Annotated in this window: 16 protein-coding genes, 2 tRNA genes and 1 pseudogene; 12 read left to right on the top strand and 7 right to left on the bottom strand. The window is 35.6% G+C overall.

The window, feature by feature from the left end; genetic code table 11:
• Window positions 1-96 precede the first annotated feature (96 nt).
• Window positions 97-930, bottom strand: coding sequence for a DUF4382 domain-containing protein (locus GSB9_01959; GenBank protein UKM65393.1), 834 nt, complete (start codon window positions 928-930; stop codon window positions 97-99).
• 328 nt (window positions 931-1,258) lie between these two features.
• Between GSB9_01959 and GSB9_01960 the strand changes: the two genes are divergently transcribed.
• Complete coding sequence (locus tag GSB9_01960) at window positions 1,259-1,807, top strand: CHRD domain-containing protein (GenBank protein ID UKM65394.1); 549 nt, start codon at window positions 1,259-1,261, stop codon at window positions 1,805-1,807.
• A gap of 231 nt (window positions 1,808-2,038) precedes the next feature.
• Here the strand turns inward: GSB9_01960 and GSB9_01961 are convergent.
• A pseudogene (locus GSB9_01961) lies at window positions 2,039-2,383 on the bottom strand (tyrosine-type recombinase/integrase).
• A gap of 137 nt (window positions 2,384-2,520) precedes the next feature.
• On the opposite strand from GSB9_01961, the gene GSB9_01962 reads away from it, so the two are divergent.
• Entirely contained in the window at window positions 2,521-4,344 is a 1,824-nt protein-coding gene (locus GSB9_01962; protein ID UKM65396.1) for a DUF885 domain-containing protein, read from the top strand.
• A 341-nt stretch (window positions 4,345-4,685) separates the two neighbouring features.
• On the opposite strand, the gene GSB9_01963 is transcribed toward GSB9_01962, so the two are convergent.
• The 4 genes from GSB9_01963 to GSB9_01966 all read right to left on the bottom strand — a co-directional run bounded on the left by GSB9_01963 (window position 4,686) and on the right by GSB9_01966 (window position 8,321).
• Window positions 4,686-4,757: transfer RNA gene (locus GSB9_01963), tRNA-Arg, on the bottom strand.
• A 57-nt stretch (window positions 4,758-4,814) separates the two neighbouring features.
• Window positions 4,815-4,888 (bottom strand) — tRNA-Asn (locus GSB9_01964).
• Window positions 4,889-4,961: 73 nt separating this feature from the next.
• Window positions 4,962-6,308, bottom strand: a complete 1,347-nt coding sequence (gene rseP / locus GSB9_01965) for an RIP metalloprotease RseP (GenBank protein ID UKM65397.1) — start codon at window positions 6,306-6,308, stop codon at window positions 4,962-4,964.
• A 78-nt stretch (window positions 6,309-6,386) separates the two neighbouring features.
• Complete coding sequence (locus GSB9_01966) at window positions 6,387-8,321, bottom strand: T9SS type A sorting domain-containing protein (protein UKM65398.1); 1,935 nt, start codon at window positions 8,319-8,321, stop codon at window positions 6,387-6,389.
• Between the two features lie 82 nt (window positions 8,322-8,403).
• On the opposite strand from GSB9_01966, the gene GSB9_01967 reads away from it, so the two are divergent.
• From GSB9_01967 to GSB9_03320, 4 genes are all read left to right on the top strand, one after another.
• A complete protein-coding gene (locus GSB9_01967; protein UKM65399.1) occupies window positions 8,404-9,072 on the top strand; it encodes an SCO family protein in 669 nt (222 codons plus the stop codon).
• Between the two features lie 519 nt (window positions 9,073-9,591).
• On the top strand, window positions 9,592-9,828 hold the full coding sequence (locus GSB9_01968) for a ferrous iron transport protein A (GenBank protein ID UKM65400.1): 237 nt from the start codon (window positions 9,592-9,594) through the stop codon (window positions 9,826-9,828).
• Complete coding sequence (feoB, locus tag GSB9_01969) at window positions 9,821-11,920, top strand: ferrous iron transport protein B (GenBank protein ID UKM65401.1); 2,100 nt, start codon at window positions 9,821-9,823, stop codon at window positions 11,918-11,920. Before GSB9_01968 ends, feoB begins: the two co-directional genes overlap by 8 nt.
• Window positions 11,921-11,947: 27 nt before the next feature.
• Window positions 11,948-12,082 (top strand): FeoB-associated Cys-rich membrane protein, encoded by a 135-nt coding sequence (locus GSB9_03320; protein ID UOR30048.1) that lies wholly within the window; start codon window positions 11,948-11,950, stop codon window positions 12,080-12,082.
• 17 nt (window positions 12,083-12,099) lie between these two features.
• On the opposite strand, the gene GSB9_01970 is transcribed toward GSB9_03320, so the two are convergent.
• The gene (locus tag GSB9_01970) at window positions 12,100-12,753 is read right to left on the bottom strand and encodes a metal-dependent transcriptional regulator (protein ID UKM65402.2); all 654 of its coding nucleotides are present in this window, start codon (window positions 12,751-12,753) and stop codon (window positions 12,100-12,102) included.
• Between the two features lie 125 nt (window positions 12,754-12,878).
• On the opposite strand from GSB9_01970, the gene GSB9_01971 reads away from it, so the two are divergent.
• The 6 genes from GSB9_01971 (at window position 12,879) to GSB9_01976 (ending at window position 23,021) form a co-directional block, all read left to right on the top strand.
• Window positions 12,879-15,119 (top strand): TonB-dependent receptor, encoded by a 2,241-nt coding sequence (locus tag GSB9_01971; protein UKM65403.1) that lies wholly within the window; start codon window positions 12,879-12,881, stop codon window positions 15,117-15,119.
• Between the two features lie 82 nt (window positions 15,120-15,201).
• Window positions 15,202-16,107 (top strand): zinc ABC transporter substrate-binding protein, encoded by a 906-nt coding sequence (locus GSB9_01972; GenBank protein ID UKM65404.1) that lies wholly within the window; start codon window positions 15,202-15,204, stop codon window positions 16,105-16,107.
• A gap of 249 nt (window positions 16,108-16,356) precedes the next feature.
• On the top strand, window positions 16,357-17,136 hold the full coding sequence (locus GSB9_01973) for a metal ABC transporter ATP-binding protein (GenBank protein ID UKM65405.1): 780 nt from the start codon (window positions 16,357-16,359) through the stop codon (window positions 17,134-17,136).
• Window positions 17,137-17,269: 133 nt separating this feature from the next.
• The gene (locus GSB9_01974) at window positions 17,270-18,397 is read left to right on the top strand and encodes a metal ABC transporter permease (protein ID UKM65406.2); all 1,128 of its coding nucleotides are present in this window, start codon (window positions 17,270-17,272) and stop codon (window positions 18,395-18,397) included.
• Complete coding sequence (locus tag GSB9_01975) at window positions 18,390-19,550, top strand: metal ABC transporter permease (GenBank protein ID UKM65407.1); 1,161 nt, start codon at window positions 18,390-18,392, stop codon at window positions 19,548-19,550. The genes GSB9_01974 and GSB9_01975 overlap by 8 nt, the downstream gene beginning before the upstream one ends.
• A gap of 174 nt (window positions 19,551-19,724) precedes the next feature.
• On the top strand, window positions 19,725-23,021 hold the full coding sequence (locus GSB9_01976) for a tetratricopeptide repeat protein (protein ID UKM65408.1): 3,297 nt from the start codon (window positions 19,725-19,727) through the stop codon (window positions 23,019-23,021).

Genomic DNA, 23,021 nt, shown 5'->3' on the forward strand with positions numbered 1-23,021 from the left:
GGAAGCACTTAACTTCCCTTCAACCTTTTTTTTCTCCAAACTGATTCCATAAAAAACCACCCCATTTTTGGAGTGGTCAAAATATTTTTTAACTTTTTACTCAATAGTTAACAACTCTATTGTACCAGCATCTAAAATCTCTCCGACTGTTACAACAATCTCACCAGATTCATAGTCCTGATAACCCTCAACAGATATTTTAAGTTTATAACTCCCTCCTTCTAGCCCTTGAACTAAGAACTTACCCAACTCATCAGTCATGGTATCTGTTATTAACACATCATCTAATGTATAAACTTCTACAATAACGTTCCCTTTAGAAACTAGAACTTCTTCTACAGTCTCGACAACCATACCGCTAATAGAGCCCGAATTAACTTCTGCATTTACTTTAATCACAGGTTTTAAATTATACATCCCAGTAGTTCCTGCATCAACAACGGATTCTTGAACGTTCCAATCAAGTATAAAATTATACGAGAACCCCGCTTCTAACTCTGTATCCAGATTCAACTTTAACCCTGACTGTAGAGCACTTGGGGTATCAAGTGGTATTAAATCATCATTGCCTTCAATTTTCAAGGTATTATTTTCTCCCAATATAAGCCTGATTTGTTTCATCATGCCTGAAGGAATTATTTGGTCTGTTAATAAAAGGCTATTACCAGCTATGAGTTCTGTTAAATCAACATTGATTGGGTATCCGCTTTCTGAGATAAAGCTCTTCCAACCTTCTTCAGTGTCTGTAGCATTGTATTGAATATCCATAATTTCAACATTAACTTCTTGATAGTCGCCTGGGGCATCAACTAAGGTTAATTTAACTCTTGAGGTGCTTTCTGAGTCATTGTCCGTACAACTTTGAAAAAAGGACAAAGAAGCAATTGCAATTCCAATAAATAAGTAGGTTTTTAAGTTTTTAAAATTCATGATACTTTTTTTTATTAATTTTATTATTAATAATAATGTTTTAACTCAACAATAAATGGTTTATTGTTGTTCTGTATATAAAACAGTTTAACTGATGAAATTCCTACCCTATAAAAACAAAAAAACCTCCTATTTATTTAAACACTTAAAAATCCATCTGGAAAATCATTATCATGAATTCTCTAAAAAAACAATAACGTATTGATTTTCAACTATTTTTTTTGTATATTATAGGTTAATATTAACTTCTACATGGAAGTGATGGAATAGTTATTTCCCCACAATCTTCACTTTAGTCCATTTACTTCTAGGTATTAAACTATCTATTATGAAAAAATTGTTAAGACAAACTAAGTATTACCTATGGGCATTAGCGTTAAGTTTTATGTTAATAGGGTGCAGTAATGAAATGTTACAGGAACAACAAAAGGATGATTCTTTAAATCTTTCATTAACTACCAATCAGAGCTCTCAAAAGGCGATGAAAATGGTGTATACTACATCATTAAATGGTGAAAATGAAGTTCCTGGAGTAGATACAAATGCAGTTGGAGAATGTATTGTTTCTGTTAATAAAGATGGATCTTCTATTAATTTTAAATTAATTGTAGCCAACCTTACAGATGTTATTGGTGCCCACTTCCACTGGGCTCCTGTAGGAGAAAATGGACCAGTTGTTATCGCTCTTTATAGTGGCAGTCCTAATGGACGAATGAACGGAATATTAGCTCATGGTAATAAGACAAAAGATGATTTGACAGGACCATTGGCAGATATGGAAATAAGCGATTTTATAGACGCCTTAAAAAATGGTAGTATCTATGTGAATGTCCACACTTCAGAAAATCCAGGTGGAGAAATTAGAGGACAATTATAGGTTATATTTTTGATTTATAGTCAGCAATAAACCCACTCCTAAATCGGCGAGTGGGTTTTATTTTATTTAAATCATATTATTAAAATAGTGTGTGGATAACACAGTATAAAAATAATGCGTAGTTTAGTATAAAACCTTACCCAAGTAATCACAACAAACTGATACAGTGATTTTCAATATAATTAAAAACAGAAACAGTATTTAATTAAAAGGGAACTAACCACTTCCCTTTTATCTGTTCACCTCTAAACTAATGCGTCTCTGCACCACCTTTCCATAGCTTTCCTGTGTTACTTTCATATTGCTATGATCAAGAAGTTCACTAACAATCTCAACAGGAACATCATTATAAAGTAATACGGTTGAAGCAAAAGTACGCCTAGCCATATGGGTAGTTAACTTCTTTTCTATACCTACAATAGCGCCAATTTCCTTTAAATAGGAATTATAACGCTGATTACTTATGCGTGGAAATACCTTATCATTTTCATTCTGGTAAATACTCAAAATGGCTTCAGCCTTCGGAAGCAATGGAACAGAGAGTTCCTTGGATGTTTTCTCTCACTTAATTTTTATCTTAACCCTGTATGTGCTATCTTTATAAAAACACATAAATACCTCATAATCAAAATATTATAAAAACAACCACAATTGTGTTTTGGCATACATACTAAGACTTTAGAAAAAAGTCTAAAATAACAAAAAAGAAAAAAATGAAACATTTATTATTAAAATCAATAATACTTCTTTATTCAGTTGCTTTATTGATTTCTTGCATAAAGGAAAACACAAAAACATACACTGATATTGAAATAGCTGAAGAGTCTAAAAAACTAAATGACTTTTTTCAAATGAGTTTCGAAAGAAAATTAGATAATAGCCCTCAATTTCAAACATGGCTGGGAATTAAAAAAGATTATGGTGAATTGGATGATATTTCTCCTGCTGCCGATGAAAGAAATTTACTGATAAAGAAAGAAGAATTACAATGGTTAAATGACTCAATTAATACTAATGCACTTTCTAAAGATGCGTTATTGAATTACAAACTGTTTAGGCAAAATATTGAAAATAATATTACAGACTATAAATATAGACTATACACATACCCTGTAAACCAGTTGTTTGGAGCACAATCTTTGCTGCCATCAATTTTAATAAGTATGCATCAAATTGATAATATTAAAGATGCAGAAGATTATATTTCAAGATTGAATAGTTTTAACAAATACTTTACTCAATTAGTTGAAAACTTAAAAGAACGTGAGGCTTTCGGCATTATGCCTCCAAAGTTTGTATATGACAAAGTGATTCAAGATTCAGAAAACATTTTAATAGGTCAACCATTTGATAAATCAAATAAAGAAAGCACGTTATTGAAAGACTTTATGAAAAAAGTGAACAACTTAGATGCTGATGACGAGATTAAATTTAATTTAGAAAAACAAGCAAGAGAGGCTCTTTTAACCTCCGTTAAGTCTGCATATGAAAAACTTATTTCTTTTACCAAAGAACAGAAGTCTAGGGCTAATAACGATCATGGAGTTTGGAAATTTCCTGATGGCGAAGCCTTCTATAACAATGCATTAAATAGAACAACAACAACAAATTTAACAGCAGATGAAATCCACAATATAGGGTTAGCAGAGGTCGATAGAATTCATGAAGAAATGAATGTTATACGAGAGAAAGTTGGATTTAAAAGAAGCTTAAATGAGTTTTTTCAATTCATTAAAACAGACAAACAATTCTATTATACAGAAGACCAAAAAGGAAAAGATGCTTATTTAAACAAAGCAACCAATCTAATTGATAGCATGAAAGCAAGATTGGATGAATTCTTTATCACTAAGCCCAAAGCTGATTTAATAGTGAAAGCTGTTGAACCATTTAGAGAGAAATCGGCTGGAAAAGCTTTTTATTATCCACCTACAGAAGATGGTTCTAGACCAGGAATCTACTATGTTAACTTGTATGACATGAAATCTATGCCAACATACCAAATGGAAGCCTTGGCATACCACGAAGGAATTCCCGGACATCACATGCAAAATTCAATTCAACGAGAATTAGAAAATGTACCTATGTTTAGAAAATATGAGCAACAAACTGCTTATGAAGAAGGCTGGGGGTTATACTCAGAGTTTATCCCAAAAGAAATGGGATTTTATGCTGATCCTTACTCTGATTTTGGTCGTTTGGCGATGGAATTATGGAGAGCGTGTAGGTTGGTTGTAGATACTGGAATTCATGCTAAGAAATGGACACGTGAAGACGGAATAAAATATTATATGGATAATACTCCAAATCCTGAATTAGATATTATTAAAATGGTAGAAAGACATATTGTGATGCCAAGCCAAGCAACAGCTTATAAGATTGGAATGATGAAAATCTTAGAATTTAGACATAAAGCTAAAGAAAAATTGGGCAAAAAATTTAATATTAGAGATTTTCATGAAGTCGTCCTTTCAAATGGAGCCATTCCTCTAAATGTTTTAGAAGACCTTGTAGATGAATATATTAACTCTTATTAATATTTCACCACCTATATGCTACCTAAAAAAAGAAAAATCCTCATAAACTCAACGTTTACAAGGATTTATGATTTCAAATCGTGACCCCACCTGGGCGGTCTCTTTATTAAATATAATTCTCTAACCAATAGGGAACAACCCCTCTTATCAAACTTAGCCTTTCTAACTAAGAATAGTACATTTAATTTTTTTTGGGTACTTTTTTATGCTAAAAAACTTAGCAAGTTGATATTTTAATGCAAAATGCAATCAATGCATGCAATGCAGTTAAAACTGAAATAGTACAGAATAAAAAAAGACCCCCATATAGGCAAGCCTTTTTAATAAATTCCAAAAAACAGTGACTCCACCAGGACTCGAACCTGGATCTAAAGTTTAGGAAACTCTTGTTCTATCCCTTGAACTATGGAGCCTTCAAAAATTATTACTTCAAACAAAAAAGACCTTACATCTCTGTAAAGTCTTTGTTGCTCCTCAGGCTGGGCTCGAACCAGCGACCCTCTGATTAACAGTCAGATGCTCTAACCAACTGAGCTACTGAGGAAGGTTTTGTTTCGCTTTTGCGAGCGCAAATATATATATTATTTTAGTTCTTGCAATACTTTTTCAAAAAAAAATTAATTAAAAATAGCTTTATAAATATCATTGCCGTTTGCAAATAGTACCAAGGCTATTAAAATAAAGAAACCTACCATTTGAGCATATTCCATAAACTTGTCGCCTGGCTTTCTTCCAGAAACCATTTCATACAATAAAAACATAACGTGGCCACCATCTAATGCCGGAATAGGCAAAAGATTCAATACGCCCAGCATGATAGACAAGAAGGCGGTGATACTCCAAAATGCCTGCCAGCTCCAAAAGCTCGGAAAGATGTCGTAAATAGCTTTAAAACCGCCTACGCCTTTGTAAGCACCCGTGCTTGGTGTAAAAATAGCGCCCAACTGGTCCCAATAAGATGCCATACGGTCTTTGGCCTTTTTCATCCCAACTGGAAAAGATTCAAAAAAACCATAATCTTTAATCTGATAATTGTAATACCCCAAAGCCTCTAAGGTTTCTGGGGTTGATGCAGCAGCATATACAATGCCCAGTTTACCATCATCGCTTACCTTTAAGGGCAACGTAAGGTTTTGGTCATTTCGTTTTACTGTTGCGGTTACTTCTTGGCCTTTTAAGTTCTCTAAAGCATCTTTAACTTGGTCGGCATATTTAGTTTTGTAATCATTTAAACCCAACAAAAGATCGCCCTTTTTTAAGCCACTGGCCTTGTTATAAGATGTATCTGGAACCTGCATAACAATAAAAGGCTGTCTAAGATTGATAAAGCCACGCTCTTTGGAATCCATTAATTGGGCTAAAAAATCTTCGGGCATTTCAACTGTAAGTTGCGAACCGTCTCTGTCAACAAGCACTTCTTTTCCGAATAAAACCTTTTCAGAAATTTGCGAATAGGTTTCTATTTTCTCACCGTCAACGGCCACAATTTTGTCTCCGGTTTGAAAACCTGCTTTGTTGGCCACTGTACTTTCAATGGCCAATCCATCTTTTATATTTTCAACAGGCAGCACACTTTCTCCGTAGAAAAAACTCATACCTATGTAAATCAAAATAGCCAGTAAAAAATTAACGGTTACACCGCCAAGCATGATTATTAGCCTTTGCCATGCCGGTTTTGAGCGGAACTCCCAAGGCTGTGGTTCTTGCGACATCTGCTCGGTATCCATACTTTCATCAATCATCCCAGAAATTTTCACATAACCTCCTAGGGGCAACCATCCAATACCGTAAACGGTTTCGCCAATTTTCTTTTTAAATAATGAAAACTTGACATCAAAAAATAGATAAAATTTTTCAACTCTGGTTTTAAAAGCTTTTGCCGGAATAAAATGACCTAATTCGTGCAATACAATAAGCAGCGAAAGGCTCAACAAAAACTGGGATATTTTTATAACAAACTCCATAAATGGTCTTTCAATTTTTTAATAATCGCACAAAAGTAAGGTTTTAAACCAACTTTATAAAAGACAATGGAGAATGCTTTAGTTTTTTAACACCGATTTAGTAATCAGACCTCTATTTGTTTGAAGTTTAACAAAAAATAAGCCAGACGGCATGGTAACCGTACTTATATCCTCCCAACCTTTTGCGTGGTATAAACGCTGACCTAATGTATTATAAATTGTAAACCCTAGAATCTGAGTTTGATTAGGATTTACAAGGGTAAGAGTTTCATTTTCTGAATTGACATATAACGATAGAGCTTCTGTAGGCAAAACACTATGCGTGGAAAGCGTTACAATATTATTCTTTGAAATTAAATCGGCTTCAGGGTCAAATTCAACAGATGCCACATTAAATGTTACCGATTCTAAAAAATTCTGATTGTTGGTTGTATTATTCAAAGTCATATCCATTGTCTCACCCAATGTACCACGAACACGCAATGTAATTGGTGCTTCAAAAAAACTTACCGATGGATGGCTTTGCGTCTGCGATATATTAATTTGCAATTGACTGGACTGAGGTTGGCTCCATTGAACATCATAAATAGGGTAACCTTCATTATAAATCCAATCATCGAAAAATTCGGTTAAGTCTTCTGAAGAAGCTGATTCCATTGTGCTAATAAAATCTGTTGTATTAGCATATCCAAAGGCATGGTTGGTATTAGTCAAGAAATTTTTCAAGCCCGTAAAAAAGTTGGCATCTCCAATTTTCTTACGCAACATATGCAATACCATGGCCGCCTTACGGTAACTAAGTCTTGAATCAAAAATACGGTATACATTTGTTGTATCACTATCCTTTAAATAAACCGAACCACCACTGGAGGATGTTGCAGAAGCCGTATACTGTGTTTTCCAATCGGTAAAAGCGGCATTCCCATCTAAATGTTCAACTGTAAGCCCAGATAAATAAGTAGCAAAACCTTCGTTTAGCCATATATCTTTCCATGAAGCACACGTTACTTTGTTTCCAAACCAATGATGCGCTAGTTCGTGTGCTATCAAGCTTCTATCGAAACTTCCCATGAACGACACCGTGGTATGTTCCATACCGCCTCCCCATCCAAACTGGGCATGCCCATATTTTTCAGTAGCAAAAGGATAGGGTTCAAATAAACTTGAAAACAAGTTCATAACATCTACGGTAACAGGCGTTTTGGTCTGAGCAGAAGTCAAGTCTTCTGGATATACATAGTTTACTATATCAAATGGATTATCATCATTTTGCACAGTATGCGTATAAACCGCATAATTGGTAACAGCCATAGCTATAAGATATGCAGGAATAGGGTAACGATGTTTAAAATGGGTGGTTTTATCTGTCCCTTGATAAACTTGGCTCTGCTCTAAACCATTGGCTACGGCTATGTACTCTTCTCCTGAGGGGTCTAATTTTGGCGTAGTAATAAAAATGTCTACGGAGTCTATTTTATCGTTAAGGTCTTGTTTACAGGGCCACCAGCCTTTTGCCCCATAGGGTTCAGAGAGCGTCCAAATTGCAGGATGCCCATCATGTTCGCTCTGAGCATAAGAGTCGAGGTTCGACGCTACTGGATTTCCTGAGTAAGTAACTGCCAGTGAATCCAGCGCGCCTGCACTTTGTACAGCTTGCAAATCGATAACAAGCTCGTCATTACTGTTTTGTGTAAAATTCAGAGCTGTACCTCGCTGTACAACTTCTGAAACTACCATATTTTCAGTAAGTTCAAAAACTACCTGGCTTAAATTGTTTTTTGCTTCAAAATAAGATGTAATAGTACCCGAAATAACAGCATAAGAAGGATCTATATTAAACGCAAGCCTATGATATTTTAAATCATAATTATCTACTATTGCCGGCGCTTTGAATTGCATCCGCTTTAAAGCAGATTTCATTTCTGCTTCATATAAGGGCTTCAGAGAACTTCCATCCTGGGCATAAATTGTACAGCCAATAATCAAAACAATAAACAACATTAAATTTCTCATCTAGAGCCTTTTAAAAAATTTAGGTTTGGAAAATACTACATTTTAATCAAACTCATTGTATTTTTGCTAAAATTTGAACATTATGCTATCTTTTTTTAAGGAGTACAAGCGCTTTGCTATTGTTTTCTCGGGCATTTCAATAATCATTATTTTATTGATTTACAACACCTTAAACACCTACAAGCCTTTACCCATATACCAACCAACCATGGTGAGTACCGAACTTGTTGACAGCACTCTACAGTACAAAAAAAAATATCATAAAATCGCCGATTTTTCACTTACCAACCAAAACGGAAAAACCATTACCCAAGACGATTACAAAAACAAGATTTATGTGGCCGATTTCTTTTTTACTACCTGCCCAACCATTTGCCCGATTATGACCGACCATATGGCAGATATTCAAAAAGAAATTTTAAATGATGATGACGTTATGTTGCTCTCCCATTCAGTAACTCCAAAAATTGACAGCGTGGCACAACTAAAACGTTATGCCATCGAAAAAGGTGTGAATGATGAAAAATGGAATTTAGTAACTGGCGATAAAAAACAAATTTACGATTTGGCCAGAAAAAGTTATTTAGCCGTAAAAGATAATCCGTTTGAAGGCCCTTACGACATGATCCATACCGAAAACTTTATGCTCATTGATAAAAAAAGGCAAATAAGAGGGTTTTACGACGGCACTGATGCTGAGGACATTGAGCGATTGCTTAATGATATTTCCATTTTGAAAGAAGAATACTAAAACTAATTATAGTATATAAAAAAAGCGCTTTTTTAAAGCGCTTTTTTTTGTGATTTAATGTTTAATTATTTGTAACGTCTTTTATTGTTCCAAACTAATGAACTTGCGCTACTGAATTGTTTTGTTTTTACACCAACTTTACTTTCTGTTGCTATACTGTTACTTGTTTTCATATTAAAAATTTTACGTTCTTTAAAAGTTAAAATGTAATTTGCCTTATTGATGTTATTTATCAATGGTTCTTTTAATTATTGTAGGCCATTACATTATGTAAATATTTACAATGCAAAGATAAGGCTCTGTAAATCAGTGTAAAAACAACATAATTGGCATAATTATATGCTATATTAACTTAAAACCCGGCAAAAACAAGTTTTATGCAGAAAATAACATAGTTATGAGTAAGCTTTATTTGGAATTGTTACGCTTTTCTTTACTTTTCCTAAAAAATAAGCCAGAACTTTTATACTTCTAAACTTTTACATTACTTTTGCTTCTTTAAAATCAATCTAAATAAGCTTGCAAGACACATTAGCACATTTAAAACGTGGCGAAATAGCGGTTATAAAAGATGTTTCGTCAATACACATTCCTTTAAAATTATTGGAAATGGGATGCTTGCCCGGTAATACCGTAGAGCTTGTTCAAGTGGCACCTTTTCAAGACCCTATGTACCTAAATATTAATGGGTCTCATTTAGCAATAAGGAAAGAAACTGCCTCTCACATCTTAATTGAAAGATTAAAAAATGGGTAAACAAATAAATGTTGCACTTATTGGCAATCCCAACACAGGAAAAACATCAGTTTTTAATGCCCTAACCGGCTTAAACCAAAAAGTAGGCAATTACCCAGGCATAACTGTTGAGAAAAAAGAAGGTATCTGCAAGTTATCGCGTGGCGTAAAAGCCCATATAATAGATTTACCCGGAACTTACAGTCTAAACGCATCTTCTTTAGATGAAAACGTAGTTATTGAATTATTACTCAATAAAAACGACAAAGATTTCCCCGATGTCGCCGTTGTAGTGAGCGATGTTGAGAACTTAAAACGAAACCTATTGCTGTTTACCCAAATTAAAGATTTGGAAATCCCCACGATTTTGGTTATCAATATGGCCGACCGCATGGCATACAAAGGCATTTCGTTAGACATTGAATACTTAGAAAAACAACTGAATACCAAAATTGCTCTTGTAAGTACGCGAAAAAAGGAAGGCATTGACCTCCTTAAATCCCTAATAGAAAACTACAAAAACGTGTCTTCCGAACCGTGCTTAAACGCTTCAGAAATAGACAAAGATTATTTTGATGGCCTGAGAAAAGCATTTCCAAATCAATTGCTCTACAAACTATGGTTGGTTATTACACAAGATGTAAACTTTGGAAAAACAGATAGAAACGAAATTGAAGCTGTAGCCGATTTTAAAACAAAGAATGAAGCCGACCTTAAACGTTTACAACAAAAAGAAACCATAAAGCGCTACCAATTTATAAACAACGTTCTTAAAAAAGGGCAAACAATTGATATATCGCAAGCCAAAGATTTACGCACCAAATTCGACAGAATTTTAACCCATAAAGTCTGGGGCTACATAATTTTCTTTGTTATTTTATTGCTCATTTTCCAAGCTATTTACGATTGGTCTAGCATACCCATGGATTTTATAGACGAAACTTTTGCATCACTTAGCGAATGGTTAAAAACACAGCTTCCGCAAGGGGCTTTCACCAATCTTTTAGCAGAAGGCGTTATACCTGGACTCGGCGGCATCGTTATTTTTATTCCTCAAATAGCCTTTTTATTCTTATTCATTTCTGTTTTAGAAGAAAGCGGATACATGAGCCGCGTGGTATTTTTAATGGATCGCGTTATGAGACGTTTCGGATTAAGTGGAAAAAGTGTCGTGCCTTTAATTTCTGGCACCGCCTGTGCTATTCCAGCAGTTATGGCCACTAGAAATATTGAAAGTTGGAAAGAACGCTTGATTACTATTTTGGTTACTCCATTTACCACATGTTCTGCAAGACTACCAGTCTATTTAATTATTATTTCTTTGGTAATTCCTGAGGGTCGATTTTTTGGGTTAGGCTACCAAGCTTTAACCTTAATGCTCTTATACCTTTTGGGTTTTGGTGCCGCAGTCGGTTCGGCATACATTCTAAACAAAGTTTTAAAAATTAGAAGTAAAACATTTTTTGTTGTTGAAATGCCAAACTACAAACTACCACTTTTTAAAAATGTAGCGCTTACGGTCATTGAAAAAACCAAGTCTTTTGTTTTTGGCGCCGGAAAAATTATTTTGGCCATTTCAATCATATTATGGTTTTTGGCATCTTATGGCCCCGGAGACAATTTTAACAACGCCGAAGAAATTGTAACAGAAAAATATGCTTCACAAAATATATCTAAAGAAGACTTACAACAACACATCGCTTCTTTTAAACTAGAGCATTCGTTTATAGGCATTACCGGTCAAGCCATAGAGCCAGCTATAAGGCCTTTGGGCTACGATTGGAAAATTGGTATTGCCATAGTAAGCAGTTTTGCTGCCCGAGAAGTATTTGTTGGTACTTTGGCCACCATTTACAGCGTTGGGAGCGATGATGAAGCCACCATTAAAAACCGTATGGCTGCCGAAGTAAACCCCATTTTGGGAGGTCCTTTATTTAACTTTGCGTCAGGTATTTCATTGTTACTTTTCTATGCCTTTGCCATGCAATGTATGAGTACATTGGCCATTGTAAAGCGAGAAACAAACTCATGGAAATGGCCAACCTTACAACTTGTGGTCATGACCGGAATCGCCTATGCGGCAGCATTAATTGCTTTTCAAATTTTGAAATGAAACTAATTTAATTCCGACGAAAGAAATATGAACATACTCCTTCAAAATATACTGGTAATAAGTGCTCTGGTACTTGCTATTGTGTTTTTAGTAAAGAAATTCTTTTGGAAAACACCAAAAACCAAAAAGGCCTGTGGCAATGATGATTGCGGATGCCACTAATACGCTCTATGAGCATATTATTCTTCTTTAACAAACAAGTTATTGGCCACGGTTTGCGAAATACTCATTTGGCTGCCATTAATTTTAACAACCATCGAGTCATCAAAATCTTCTCTAGAAATCACATTGATTTCTGAACCGAGGGCAATTTTATGTTTATCCAAATACTTTAAAAATGCCGAAGAGGTATCTTTTACCCCAACACAAACCCCTTTGGTGTTTTCAGCTAAATTGAAAAGCAAGGTTTTATCGGTTTTTTTAATATCGCCTGATTTATCGGGAATGGGATCGCCATGCGGGTCGTGTGTGGGATAATCCAGCAACTTATCGAGTTCGCTTATCAGTTTTTCCGATTTTATGTGCTCTAATTGCTCAGCAATTTCATGAACCTCATCCCACGAAAAGTTGAGTTTTTCAACCAAAAACACTTCCCATAAACGGTGTTTTCTAACGACATCGGCAGCTATTTTTTTTCCTTTGGCTGTTAAAGTTGCACCTTGATACCGCTTGTAATTAACATAACCTTTTTCAGCTAATTTTTTAATCATATCGGTCACCGACGACGCTTTCGTTTCAATAGCCTGGGCAATACTGTTGGTACTTACCGTTAAGGTACCGTATCGGCCAAGTTGGTAAATGGTTTTAATGTAGTTTTCTTCTGTTAGCGTTATCATCACCTTTTTATTTAAAACACAAATATAGTTTAATCATTATTTTAAATCTATTTTTAGATTAATCTAAATTAATATTTATATTTGCATAAAATAAACAATATTAACTACAAAAAATATACCAATTGAAACATCTTATAATTTTTTTAAGTTTCATCTCATTTTCATTGCATGCACAAGAAATAAGTGGCCGTGTCTTTTCAAACGGTGAGCCGTTACCCTTTGCCAATGTTTTTATAAAGGAAAGTTCGAAAGGCACCATAGCAAAAGAAGATGGTTCCTATTCCATTAAAGATGTAGAGACAGGGAAATACACCATATTTGTTTCGTTTACTGGCTATAAAACACGAAAAAAACGCTTAACTATAACTGATAAAAACGTAACCATTGATTTCCATTTAGAGGAATCGGAAATGCTCGACGAAGTCGTGGTTACCGGAACCCTAAAAGCGGTTTCTAGACTAGAAAGCCCCGTGCCAGTTGAAGTTTACAGCCCTACCTTTTTAAAAAAGAATCCAACCCCTAATATTTTTGAAGCGCTACAAAATGTAAATGGCGTTCGCCCCCAAATAAACTGCAACGTTTGCAATACAGGCGACATCCACATTAATGGACTTGAAGGCCCTTACACTTTAGTTTTAATCGACGGCATGCCCATTGTTAGTGGGCTTTCAACGGTTTACGGGTTATCAGGCATTCCTAATTCACTTATAGAACAGGTTGAAATTGTTAAGGGCCCCGCCTCCTCGCTGTACGGTAGTGAGGCTGTTGGCGGCCTTATAAATATCATTACCAAACTACCAGAGCATGCCCCTCTAGTTTTTGCAGACAGTTATGTTTCTGGTTGGGGTGAAGCCAATTTAGACCTCGGTTTTAAGGTCAAATTAGGCGAGAAAACCGATGTACTCACGGGTGTTAATTACTTTAATTATAGCAACCCCATTGATAACAACAACGATAATTTTACTGATGTCACACTGCAAGACCGTATTTCGGTATTTCAAAAATGGAATTTTAAACGCCAAAACAATCGCGTGTTTTCTTTGGCTGGGCGATATTTTTACGAAGACCGTTGGGGCGGTGAAATGCAATGGAACCCTTCTTATCGCGGTGGCGACGAAATTTACGGTGAAAGCATCTACACCAGTCGCTTCGAACTTTTAGGAAAGTACCAATTACCCATTGACGAAAAAGTACTATTCCAGTTTTCTTATACTGACCATGACCAAAACTCCGTTTATGGCGATATGCCTTATTTGGCCAAACAGCGTATTGGTTTTGGGCAATTTACCTGGGACAAACTACTAAACAACCACGACCTTTTGTTAGGTGCGGCAGCGCGCTATAATTTTTATAACGACCAAACGCCTTCAACCGTAAAAGAAGAACTTATTATTCCATCATTATTTGTTCAAGACGAAATAAAATTACACGAAAAACATAATCTCCTTTTAGGTGCGCGTTACGATTATGACAAACGCCACGGTAATATTTTTACGCCACGATTGGCCTATAAATTCAAGCCTACCGCAAACGACATTTTCCGCATCAATGCCGGAACAGGCTTTAGAGTGGTCAATTTATTTACGGAAGAACATGCCGCACTTACGGGAGCACGCAACGTAGTGGTAACCGAAGCCCTAAAACCAGAACGCTCATATAACGTAAATATTAATTATATGACCAAAATATTCTCCAAAAGCGGCTTCATTATCGGGCTGGATGCTTCAACTTGGTACACCCATTTTAACAACATCATTTTACCAGATTACGACACCAATCCCAATCAAATTATTTATGACAACTTAGAAGGAAAAGCGGTAAGCCAAGGTGTTAGTCTAAATATCGATGTCATGTTCCCCAACGGCATAAAATTACTGGCAGGCGCAACCTTGCAGGATGTATCGAAAACCGAAAACGGGGTAACCGAACGCCAAATTTTAACCGAAAGCTTCACCGGAACCTGGGCGGTATCGTACAAAAATCACAAGTACAATTTGCTTCTGGATTATACTGGAAACCTTTACGGCCCTATGCGTTTGCCGCTTTTGGGCGATTTAGACCCTCGGCAGCCCGAATCTCCTTATTGGAGTATTCAAAACATCCAACTGACTTTTGATGGCTTAAAGAACTTTGAAGTTTACGGTGGTGTAAAAAATGTATTGAACTGGACACCCAACAAAGGTAATCCGTTTATTATCGCCCGTGCCCAAGATCCTTTTGATGAAAATGTTCAATTTGACAACAACGGAAATGCCATCGCAACCGCCAACAATCCGTATGCACTAACCTTCGACCCATCCTACGTTTATGGGCCCAACCAAGGAAGACGACTATTTTTTGGTTTACGCTATACTTTAAATTAAATTTGATCTAATTAAAGCCCATAATGGGCATTTGGCAGGCTGTAACCAATACCAAAACAAATCATAAAGCACAAAAAATTAAATGAAAAAATATATACTTGTTTTATCTCTTATCACATTATCCTTCGGCTGTAAAAGCGATAAAAAAACTAATGGAAAATTAAACGTGGTTACCACGACCACTATGATTACAGATTTGGTTAAAAATATTGGCGGCGAATACATTAATCTGCAAGGCTTAATGGGCAGCGGAGTAGACCCGCACCTTTATAAAGCGAGCGAAGGCGACGTTACCAAATTAGCAAGTGCCGATATTATTTTTTACAATGGCTTACACCTGGAAGGCAAGTTGGTTGATGTTTTTGAAAAAATGAAAACCCAAAAAACCGTGGCGATTTCAGATGCGCTAGACAAAACTACCCTAATTGGCTCAGAATATTTCGCATCTAACTTCGATCCACACATTTGGTTCAATGTAGAGTATTGGATTCAGGCCACCAAATTTGTGGCCAACAAACTATCAGAAGCTATTCCTGAACATAAAGCCACGTTTCAAAACAATGCCCAAAACTATATCGACACACTCAATGCATTAAAAACAGAATTACAATCAACCATAAGCACCTTGCCGCAAGAAAAACGTATTTTGGTCACTGCTCACGATGCATTTAACTATTTTGGCAAGTCATTCAAATTTGAAGTGGTTGGCTTACAAGGTATTTCAACAGCCACCGAAGCTGGCGTTCAAGACGTCCAAAACCTTTCAAAATATATCATTGAAAAGCAAGTAAAAGCCATTTTTATTGAAAGTTCAGTACCAAAACGCACCATCGAAGCGTTACAAGCGGCAGTGAATTCAAAAGGACATCATGTGGAAATTGGTGGTTCGTTGTACTCTGATGCCTTAGGAAATACAGGTACTGCCGAAGGCACCTACATTGGCATGTTTAAGCATAATGTAAATACGATTGTTAATGCGCTGAAGTGAATAGCCCCACCTAACTCCCCATTTCGACTGCGCTCAATGCAGGCTCAGGGAGGAATTGCATAATTTAGTGTGATAAGTTTACAGATTTTAAAAACTGAAAAAGACTAACTTTGTATTGAATAAAAAATGTAGAAAGTCAAGTCCCTAATTCGGACATGGTCCGAATCATCAAAAATCAGAAATAATGACCTAAAATATGATTTTTTGGTTTGTTTTGTATCGTGACAAAATGAACATTAAAAAGAAATTATGTTACAAAAAAATGACAAAACCCAAAGAGAGACTCATGCATCGACAGGAGTGATTGCTGTACAAGTTGATGATTTAACGGTAGCGTACAATTATAAACCCGTACTTTGGGATATCGATTTAGAAATCCCCGAAGGTGTTCTCATGGCCATAGTTGGGCCCAATGGTGCCGGAAAATCCACGCTTATAAAATCCATTTTGGGTATTTTAAAACCTATTGCGGGCAGCGTGAGCATTTATGGGCAACCTTATGAAAAACAACGCGACAAAGTAGCTTACGTGCCACAGAAAGGAAGTGTAGACTGGGATTTCCCTACAACGGCACTAGATGTAGTAATGATGGGCACTTACGGAAGTTTAGGCTGGATAAAACGCCCCGGGCAAAAAGAAAAAAAGGAAGCTCTTGAAGCTCTGGAAAAAGTCGGGATGTTGCCGTTTAAAAACCGACAAATCAGTCAACTTTCTGGCGGACAGCAACAACGTATATTCCTTGCTAGGGCCTTGGTACAAAACGCATCCATTTATTTTATGGACGAACCATTTCAAGGCGTTGATGCATCAACCGAAATTGCCATCATAAATATTTTAAAAGCACTTAGAAAAGCTGGAAAAACCGTTATTGTAGTGCATCACGATTTACAAACCGTACCTGAATATTTTGATTGGGTAACCTTTTTAAACGTTAAAAAAATTGCCACAGGTCCGATTAAGGATATTTTTAATGACGATAATTTAACTAAAACCTATGGCATTAATTATAAAGTAAGTATTCAGGAGTAAAATAATAAATAACCCAACATTACGAGGAGTTTCGATGAAAATCGAAACGGCGTGTTAATCTTTTAAAATTAAGATTCGAAAAAAAGATTGTCACGACTTTAAAAAGTCTCTCAATGACAAAAAAACAAACAAAATAGACCTAACAGAATACATAAAACTTGTTTTAAGCGACTACACACTTCGCACCATTACATTGGGCACTGCCATTCTTGGAGCAGTTACTGGTATGCTTGGTAGTTTTGCTGTATTGCGAAAACAAAGCCTTTTAGGCGATGCCATTTCGCACGCCGCCCTCCCTGGTATTGCTATCGCTTTTTTAATTTCGGGAACAAAAGACAGCAATTATTTACTCTTAGGAGCTTTGGTAAGCGGTTTAATTGGAACATTTTGGATTCGGAGCATCATCAGTAAAACACATTTAAAACCTGATACGGCCTTGGGGCTTATTTTATCTTTATTTTTTGGTTTTGGGATGCTGCTACTCACCTTTATTCAAAAGCAACCCAATGCTAACCAAGCTGGGCTAGACAAATACTTATTTGGTCAGGCCGCCACGCTGGTGGAAAGCGATGTTTGGCTCATGGCCTTCGTAACAGGACTTTGTTTAATAGTTTTGTTATTATTCTGGAAAGAGTTTAAAATTCTTCTTTTTGATGCCGATTACACAAAAACCTTAGGGTTTAACACAAAAATAATTGATGTGTTAATTACATCATTTATCGTTTTGGCTATCGTTTTAGGTTTACAAACGGTTGGAGTTGTTTTAATGAGCGCCATGCTTTTGGCTCCAGCTGCTGCTGCACGGCAATGGACAAACAGTTTAAGCACCATGGTTTTTTTAGCCGCTATTTTTGGTGCTTTTTCCGGGGTTTTTGGTACGGCTATTAGCGCTACTCAAAACAACCTCTCAACTGGACCGGTAATCGTTATCGTTGCGGGTATTTTTGTGCTGTTCTCATTCGTTTTTTCTCCCAATCGCGGACTCCTTTTTAAACAAATCCGTTTTATAAAAAACCGTCGTGATTTGGAGCTTCACAAAACATTGGCTTTTATGTACCGCATTGCATCAACACATGATGATATTTCGCATCCGCACACCATCAAAATATTAAATAATTTTCATGGCTACACCAAAAGTTCTTTACAAAAGTTGGTCAACAAAAACTATGTGATTTTAGAAGGCAATATGTGGAGTTTAACCGAAAAAGGCTTTAATACAGCGGCTAACCTATACAACCAACAAAACAAAACCGATGAGTAGTGCACAAATAGAAATACAGCTTATTGCTAGTTTGGTAGCTATAGCTTGTGCTATTCCAGGTACTTTTTTAGTTTTAAGGAAGATGGCCATGATAAGCGATGCCATTAGCCATTCTATTTTACCAGGCATCGTTATCGGCTTTTTCATCACACAAGATTTAAACTCGCCTTTGCTTATTCTTTTGGCCACTATAACCGGTATTATAACTGTCGTTTTAGTGGAGTACATTCAAAAAACAGGTTTAGTAAAAGAAGATACGGCCATAGGTTTAGTGTTTCCCATTTTGTTCAGTATTGGGGTGATTCTTATAGCAAAAAACGCCAACGATGTTCACTTAGATGTTGATGCTGTGCTTTTGGGTGAATTAGCTTTTGCTCCTTTCGACCGATTGATTATTTCTGGAATTGATGTAGGACCAAAATCGTTGTGGGTTATCGGAAGTATTTTAGTAGTCACCACCGCATTACTTTTTGCATTTTTCAAAGAGTTAAAAGTGAGCACTTTTGATGCTGGATTAGCGGCTTCACTAGGGTTTTCACCAACCATAATTCATTATGGTTTAATGACGGTTTCATCAATTACAACTGTTGGTGCTTTTGATGCTGTGGGCGCCATTTTGGTCGTTGCGCTTATGATAGCTCCTGCCGCTATAGCTTATTTACTTACCACCGATTTAAAACGCATGCTAATCTACGCAATAACCTTTGGGGTTTTTAGTGCTATTTCTGGCTATTGGGTGGCCCACTGGTTAGACGCTTCTATTGCTGGATCTATTACTACCATGTTAGGTTTGTTATTTTTAATAGTTTATCTGTTTGCCCCAAGCAAAGGTATTCTTGCCGTTTTGTATAGAGAAAAACAGCAACGTACAGAAGTCTCTTTGCTTACTTTTTTACTGCACCTAAAAAACCATACCGAGGAAAGCGAACGCCACGTTAATCACCTTAACGAGCATATTAACTGGCATAAAGTACGAAGCAAAACGGTTTTAACCCTAGCTTTAAAAAACAACATGATTTCTATTGAAAAAGATATTGTATCGCTTACCAAAAAGGGCGACGACTTTACCACCCAAGCCATCGATTATATTATTACAAACGAAGACACCCAAATTGAAGACATGAAAGACGACTTCTTTTTGTTTAGGGGGTAATGGTTTTAAAATACACCAAAAAACACTCAACTTTGAGTGTAAAAACAGATTAAAGTTTAGTAGAGCGATTCCCCTTATAAATTGTGTATTTAAACAATAAAATGGTTTTTTTATTTGTAAAGACAACAAAAAGATGTAAATTTTTCGCACAATTACCTCGACGAAACTATACCAATGACGAAAAAATTATTTGTTGCCCTTTATCTTATAACATCGCTTTCAATCTTTTCACAAGAAAAAATTCCATTCATAGATTATGATACAGTCTATTCTCAGGCATCAAAAGCCATACAAGAGAATGATTATGAAAAAACTATTGATATTTTAGATCAAATCAATAAAAACGATTCCACATATGCGAGTGTTTTGATTTCTAAATCATATTATCTGCTAAATTCTGAAAAGTACGAAGAGGCAATAAAAGTTACCGACGAAGGTTTACGCCTAAACAACTACGATACTAATTTATCATTTTACATAAATAAAGGGTTAGCCTTTGCGTCATTAGAAAAGTATAACGAGGCCATTCAAATTTATAACGAGGGCTTAAAAACCTATCCTAATTATTATTTATTATGGTATAATAAAGGCGTTGCTTTAGAAACACTTAATAAAATCAATGAAGCTGTTTACGCCTACCAACAAGCAATCTTATTCAACCCAACTTATGCCAAATCACATCTTCAACTTGGAAATATCTGTTACAACCAAGAACTCATGTCTCAGGCACTTCTGTGCTACAATATGTACTTACTTTTAACTTTTGATGAAAATGGCGCCTTCAACACACTAAAATCTTTGAATAATTTGGTGGCTGAAAAAAATGAAAACATCGCGAACCCTGAATTGCAAATCTCTGATGATGATAAGCATTTTGAAAATATCGATTTAGTTTTGAGTAATAAAATAGCCCTAAACGAAAATTATGAAACAGGTAACAAAATTGATATTGCTCTAACAAGACAGAATCATGCACTAATAACCCAACTTGAAGATTTTGAAGGTGGCAATGGGTTTTGGGATAAAAAATACATTCCCTTTTTTCAATGGATAAAGAAGAACAACCTATTCGACAATTTCACATATACACTATCGTATTCAATTCAAAACGAAAAATATGCGAAGATTATTAAGCAAAAAGAAAAGGAAATCAAGGAATTTGTAGATCTATTCTACCCTAAATGGCATGATGTTTTAAAAGATAATACCTTGGTGTTCCAAGAAAAAAAACAGGAAGTTTCTTTTAATTATTACAACGGATACGTTCAAGCCATTGGAAAAATGAACAATACTGTAAGCATTGGCAAATGGAATTTTTATAACCAAAATGGCCAATTGATATCGGTCGGCTCATATAATGATAAAGGAGAAAGGACAAGTACGTGGACCTGGTTTCACAACAACGGAAAAACCAAAGAGACTGCCAATTATAAAAACGGCTTTTTGGAGGGAGAAAATCGTTTATTTCATAAAAACGGAAAGCCTTATATCTACGCCAATTATTTAAATAATGAATTAAATGGAGAATACCTATACTATAACGATAAGGGAGCGCTCATTCAGAAAAAGTTCTTCAAAAATGGTGAATTAGACGGTTTATATCAATCATACTTTCCAGTGGGCAAGGATTTGCTTGAATTTAACATTCCTTACAAAAACGGATCAATCAGTAATTTGGCACATGAATACTACGCCGACGGAACAGTATATGCTGAAATGCCGTTTAGAGAAGGCACAAGGCAGGGTGTAGAAAAAAAATACTTTTTAAATAAAAAAGTGTCTAGTGAAACAAATTATATTGATGGGGAACTAAACGGTAGCTACAAAAGTTACTATACGAACGGAAACACACTTGAAGAAGGTCATGCTTCAGAAAACTACTATAACGGACCATGGAAATCTTATTATCGCGATGGCACCTTACAAGCAAGTTTTTCATATAACCAAGGAAGCTTAGATGGCGAATATAAATACTTCGACACCGACGGTAAACCTTACTATGACTACCTATACAGAAAAGGCGAAATAATAGAATACAAATACTACGACAAAAAGGGCAATGTTTTAAGTGAAGGCAAGAAGAAAGGTGGAGAGTTTCAATTTAAAGGGCACCACCCTAATGGTAATATTTTATCGAAAGGACTTTATGACATTACAGGAGGAAAAGAAGGATATTGGGAGTTTTTTTCGAAGAATGGTGTCTTAATAGAAAAAGGCAACTACTCTAAAAACAAAGCTACTGGAGAATACATTCTGTACCACAATAACGGGAAAGTGGAATCTATCAGTAATTATGTAAACGATTCTCTATCTGGATATTATTCAAATTATTTTAAAAACGGACAACTAAAAAGACAAGGTTGGTATAAAAATAATCTTGGTCACGGTGAATGGCAATCTTATTATATTGATGGTACGTTACAGGTTATAAATTTTTATCACAAGGATAAATTACATGGTGTCCAGGAATTTTACAGTGTTGATGGCAAACTAGAGCACACAAGCAAATACCGCTATGGTGAACTTTTGGAAGAAACGTATTTTGACATCCAGGGTAACCTTATCAATACCGTTAATTACGAACCAAACGCCAGCAACTTTACAATAAAAATTTTACACCAGAATAAAACACCTAATGTAGTTATTGACTATGTTAACGGTATAAAACATGGCAAATACTTAGGTTATGATTTCTACGGAAATAAATCAACCGAAGGAAACTATTGGAATGGTGCTCAAGATGGTAAATGGATTTGGTATTACGATAATGGCAAAACAGAGAGTGCCATGAACTACAAAAACGGCAACCTAAACGGAGAAAGCCTGAACTATTACGAAGATGGGGCTGTTGAAGCTCAATTATTTTACGAATATGGTAAAAGGGTAAACACTTGGGTTAGGTATCATGAAAACGGTAAGAAAGCCAGAACCACAGATTATGTTGACGACGTTTTACATGGAAAAACTGTTTTTTACTGCCCATCCGGAAACCTTCAACTTACAAGGTATTACAACCATGGTACGCTTATTGGATACAGTTATTTAGATAAAAACTCCAAAGAATTGCCCATGATTCCTATAACAAATGAAACGACAAAAATAACGAGCTATTATAACAACGGAAATATTGCCAGGGAACTGGAATATAAAAATGGTAATTTAATTAATTCTTACAAGATATATTTCTATTCAGGGCAACTAAAAGAACAAATGCATTTTATTGATGATGAATACGATGGCCTTAACATTGAGTATTATGAAAATGGCAAAATAAAAACCGAAAGCAATTACAATATGGGGGTTTTAGAAGGCTTGGTAAAAAAATACCATAAAAGTGGCAAACTAAAAGAGCTTATTAACTATAAAAATGATAAAAGATCTGGAGAAACCCATTATTACAATGAAAACCAAAAACTGGTAAAAAAAGAATTTTACTTTAACGGCGAACTATACAGATCTAAAACCTACTAG

It is taken from the genome of Flavobacteriaceae bacterium GSB9, from assembly GCA_022749295.1.
GTDB lineage: Bacteria > Bacteroidota > Bacteroidia > Flavobacteriales > Flavobacteriaceae > Flavisericum.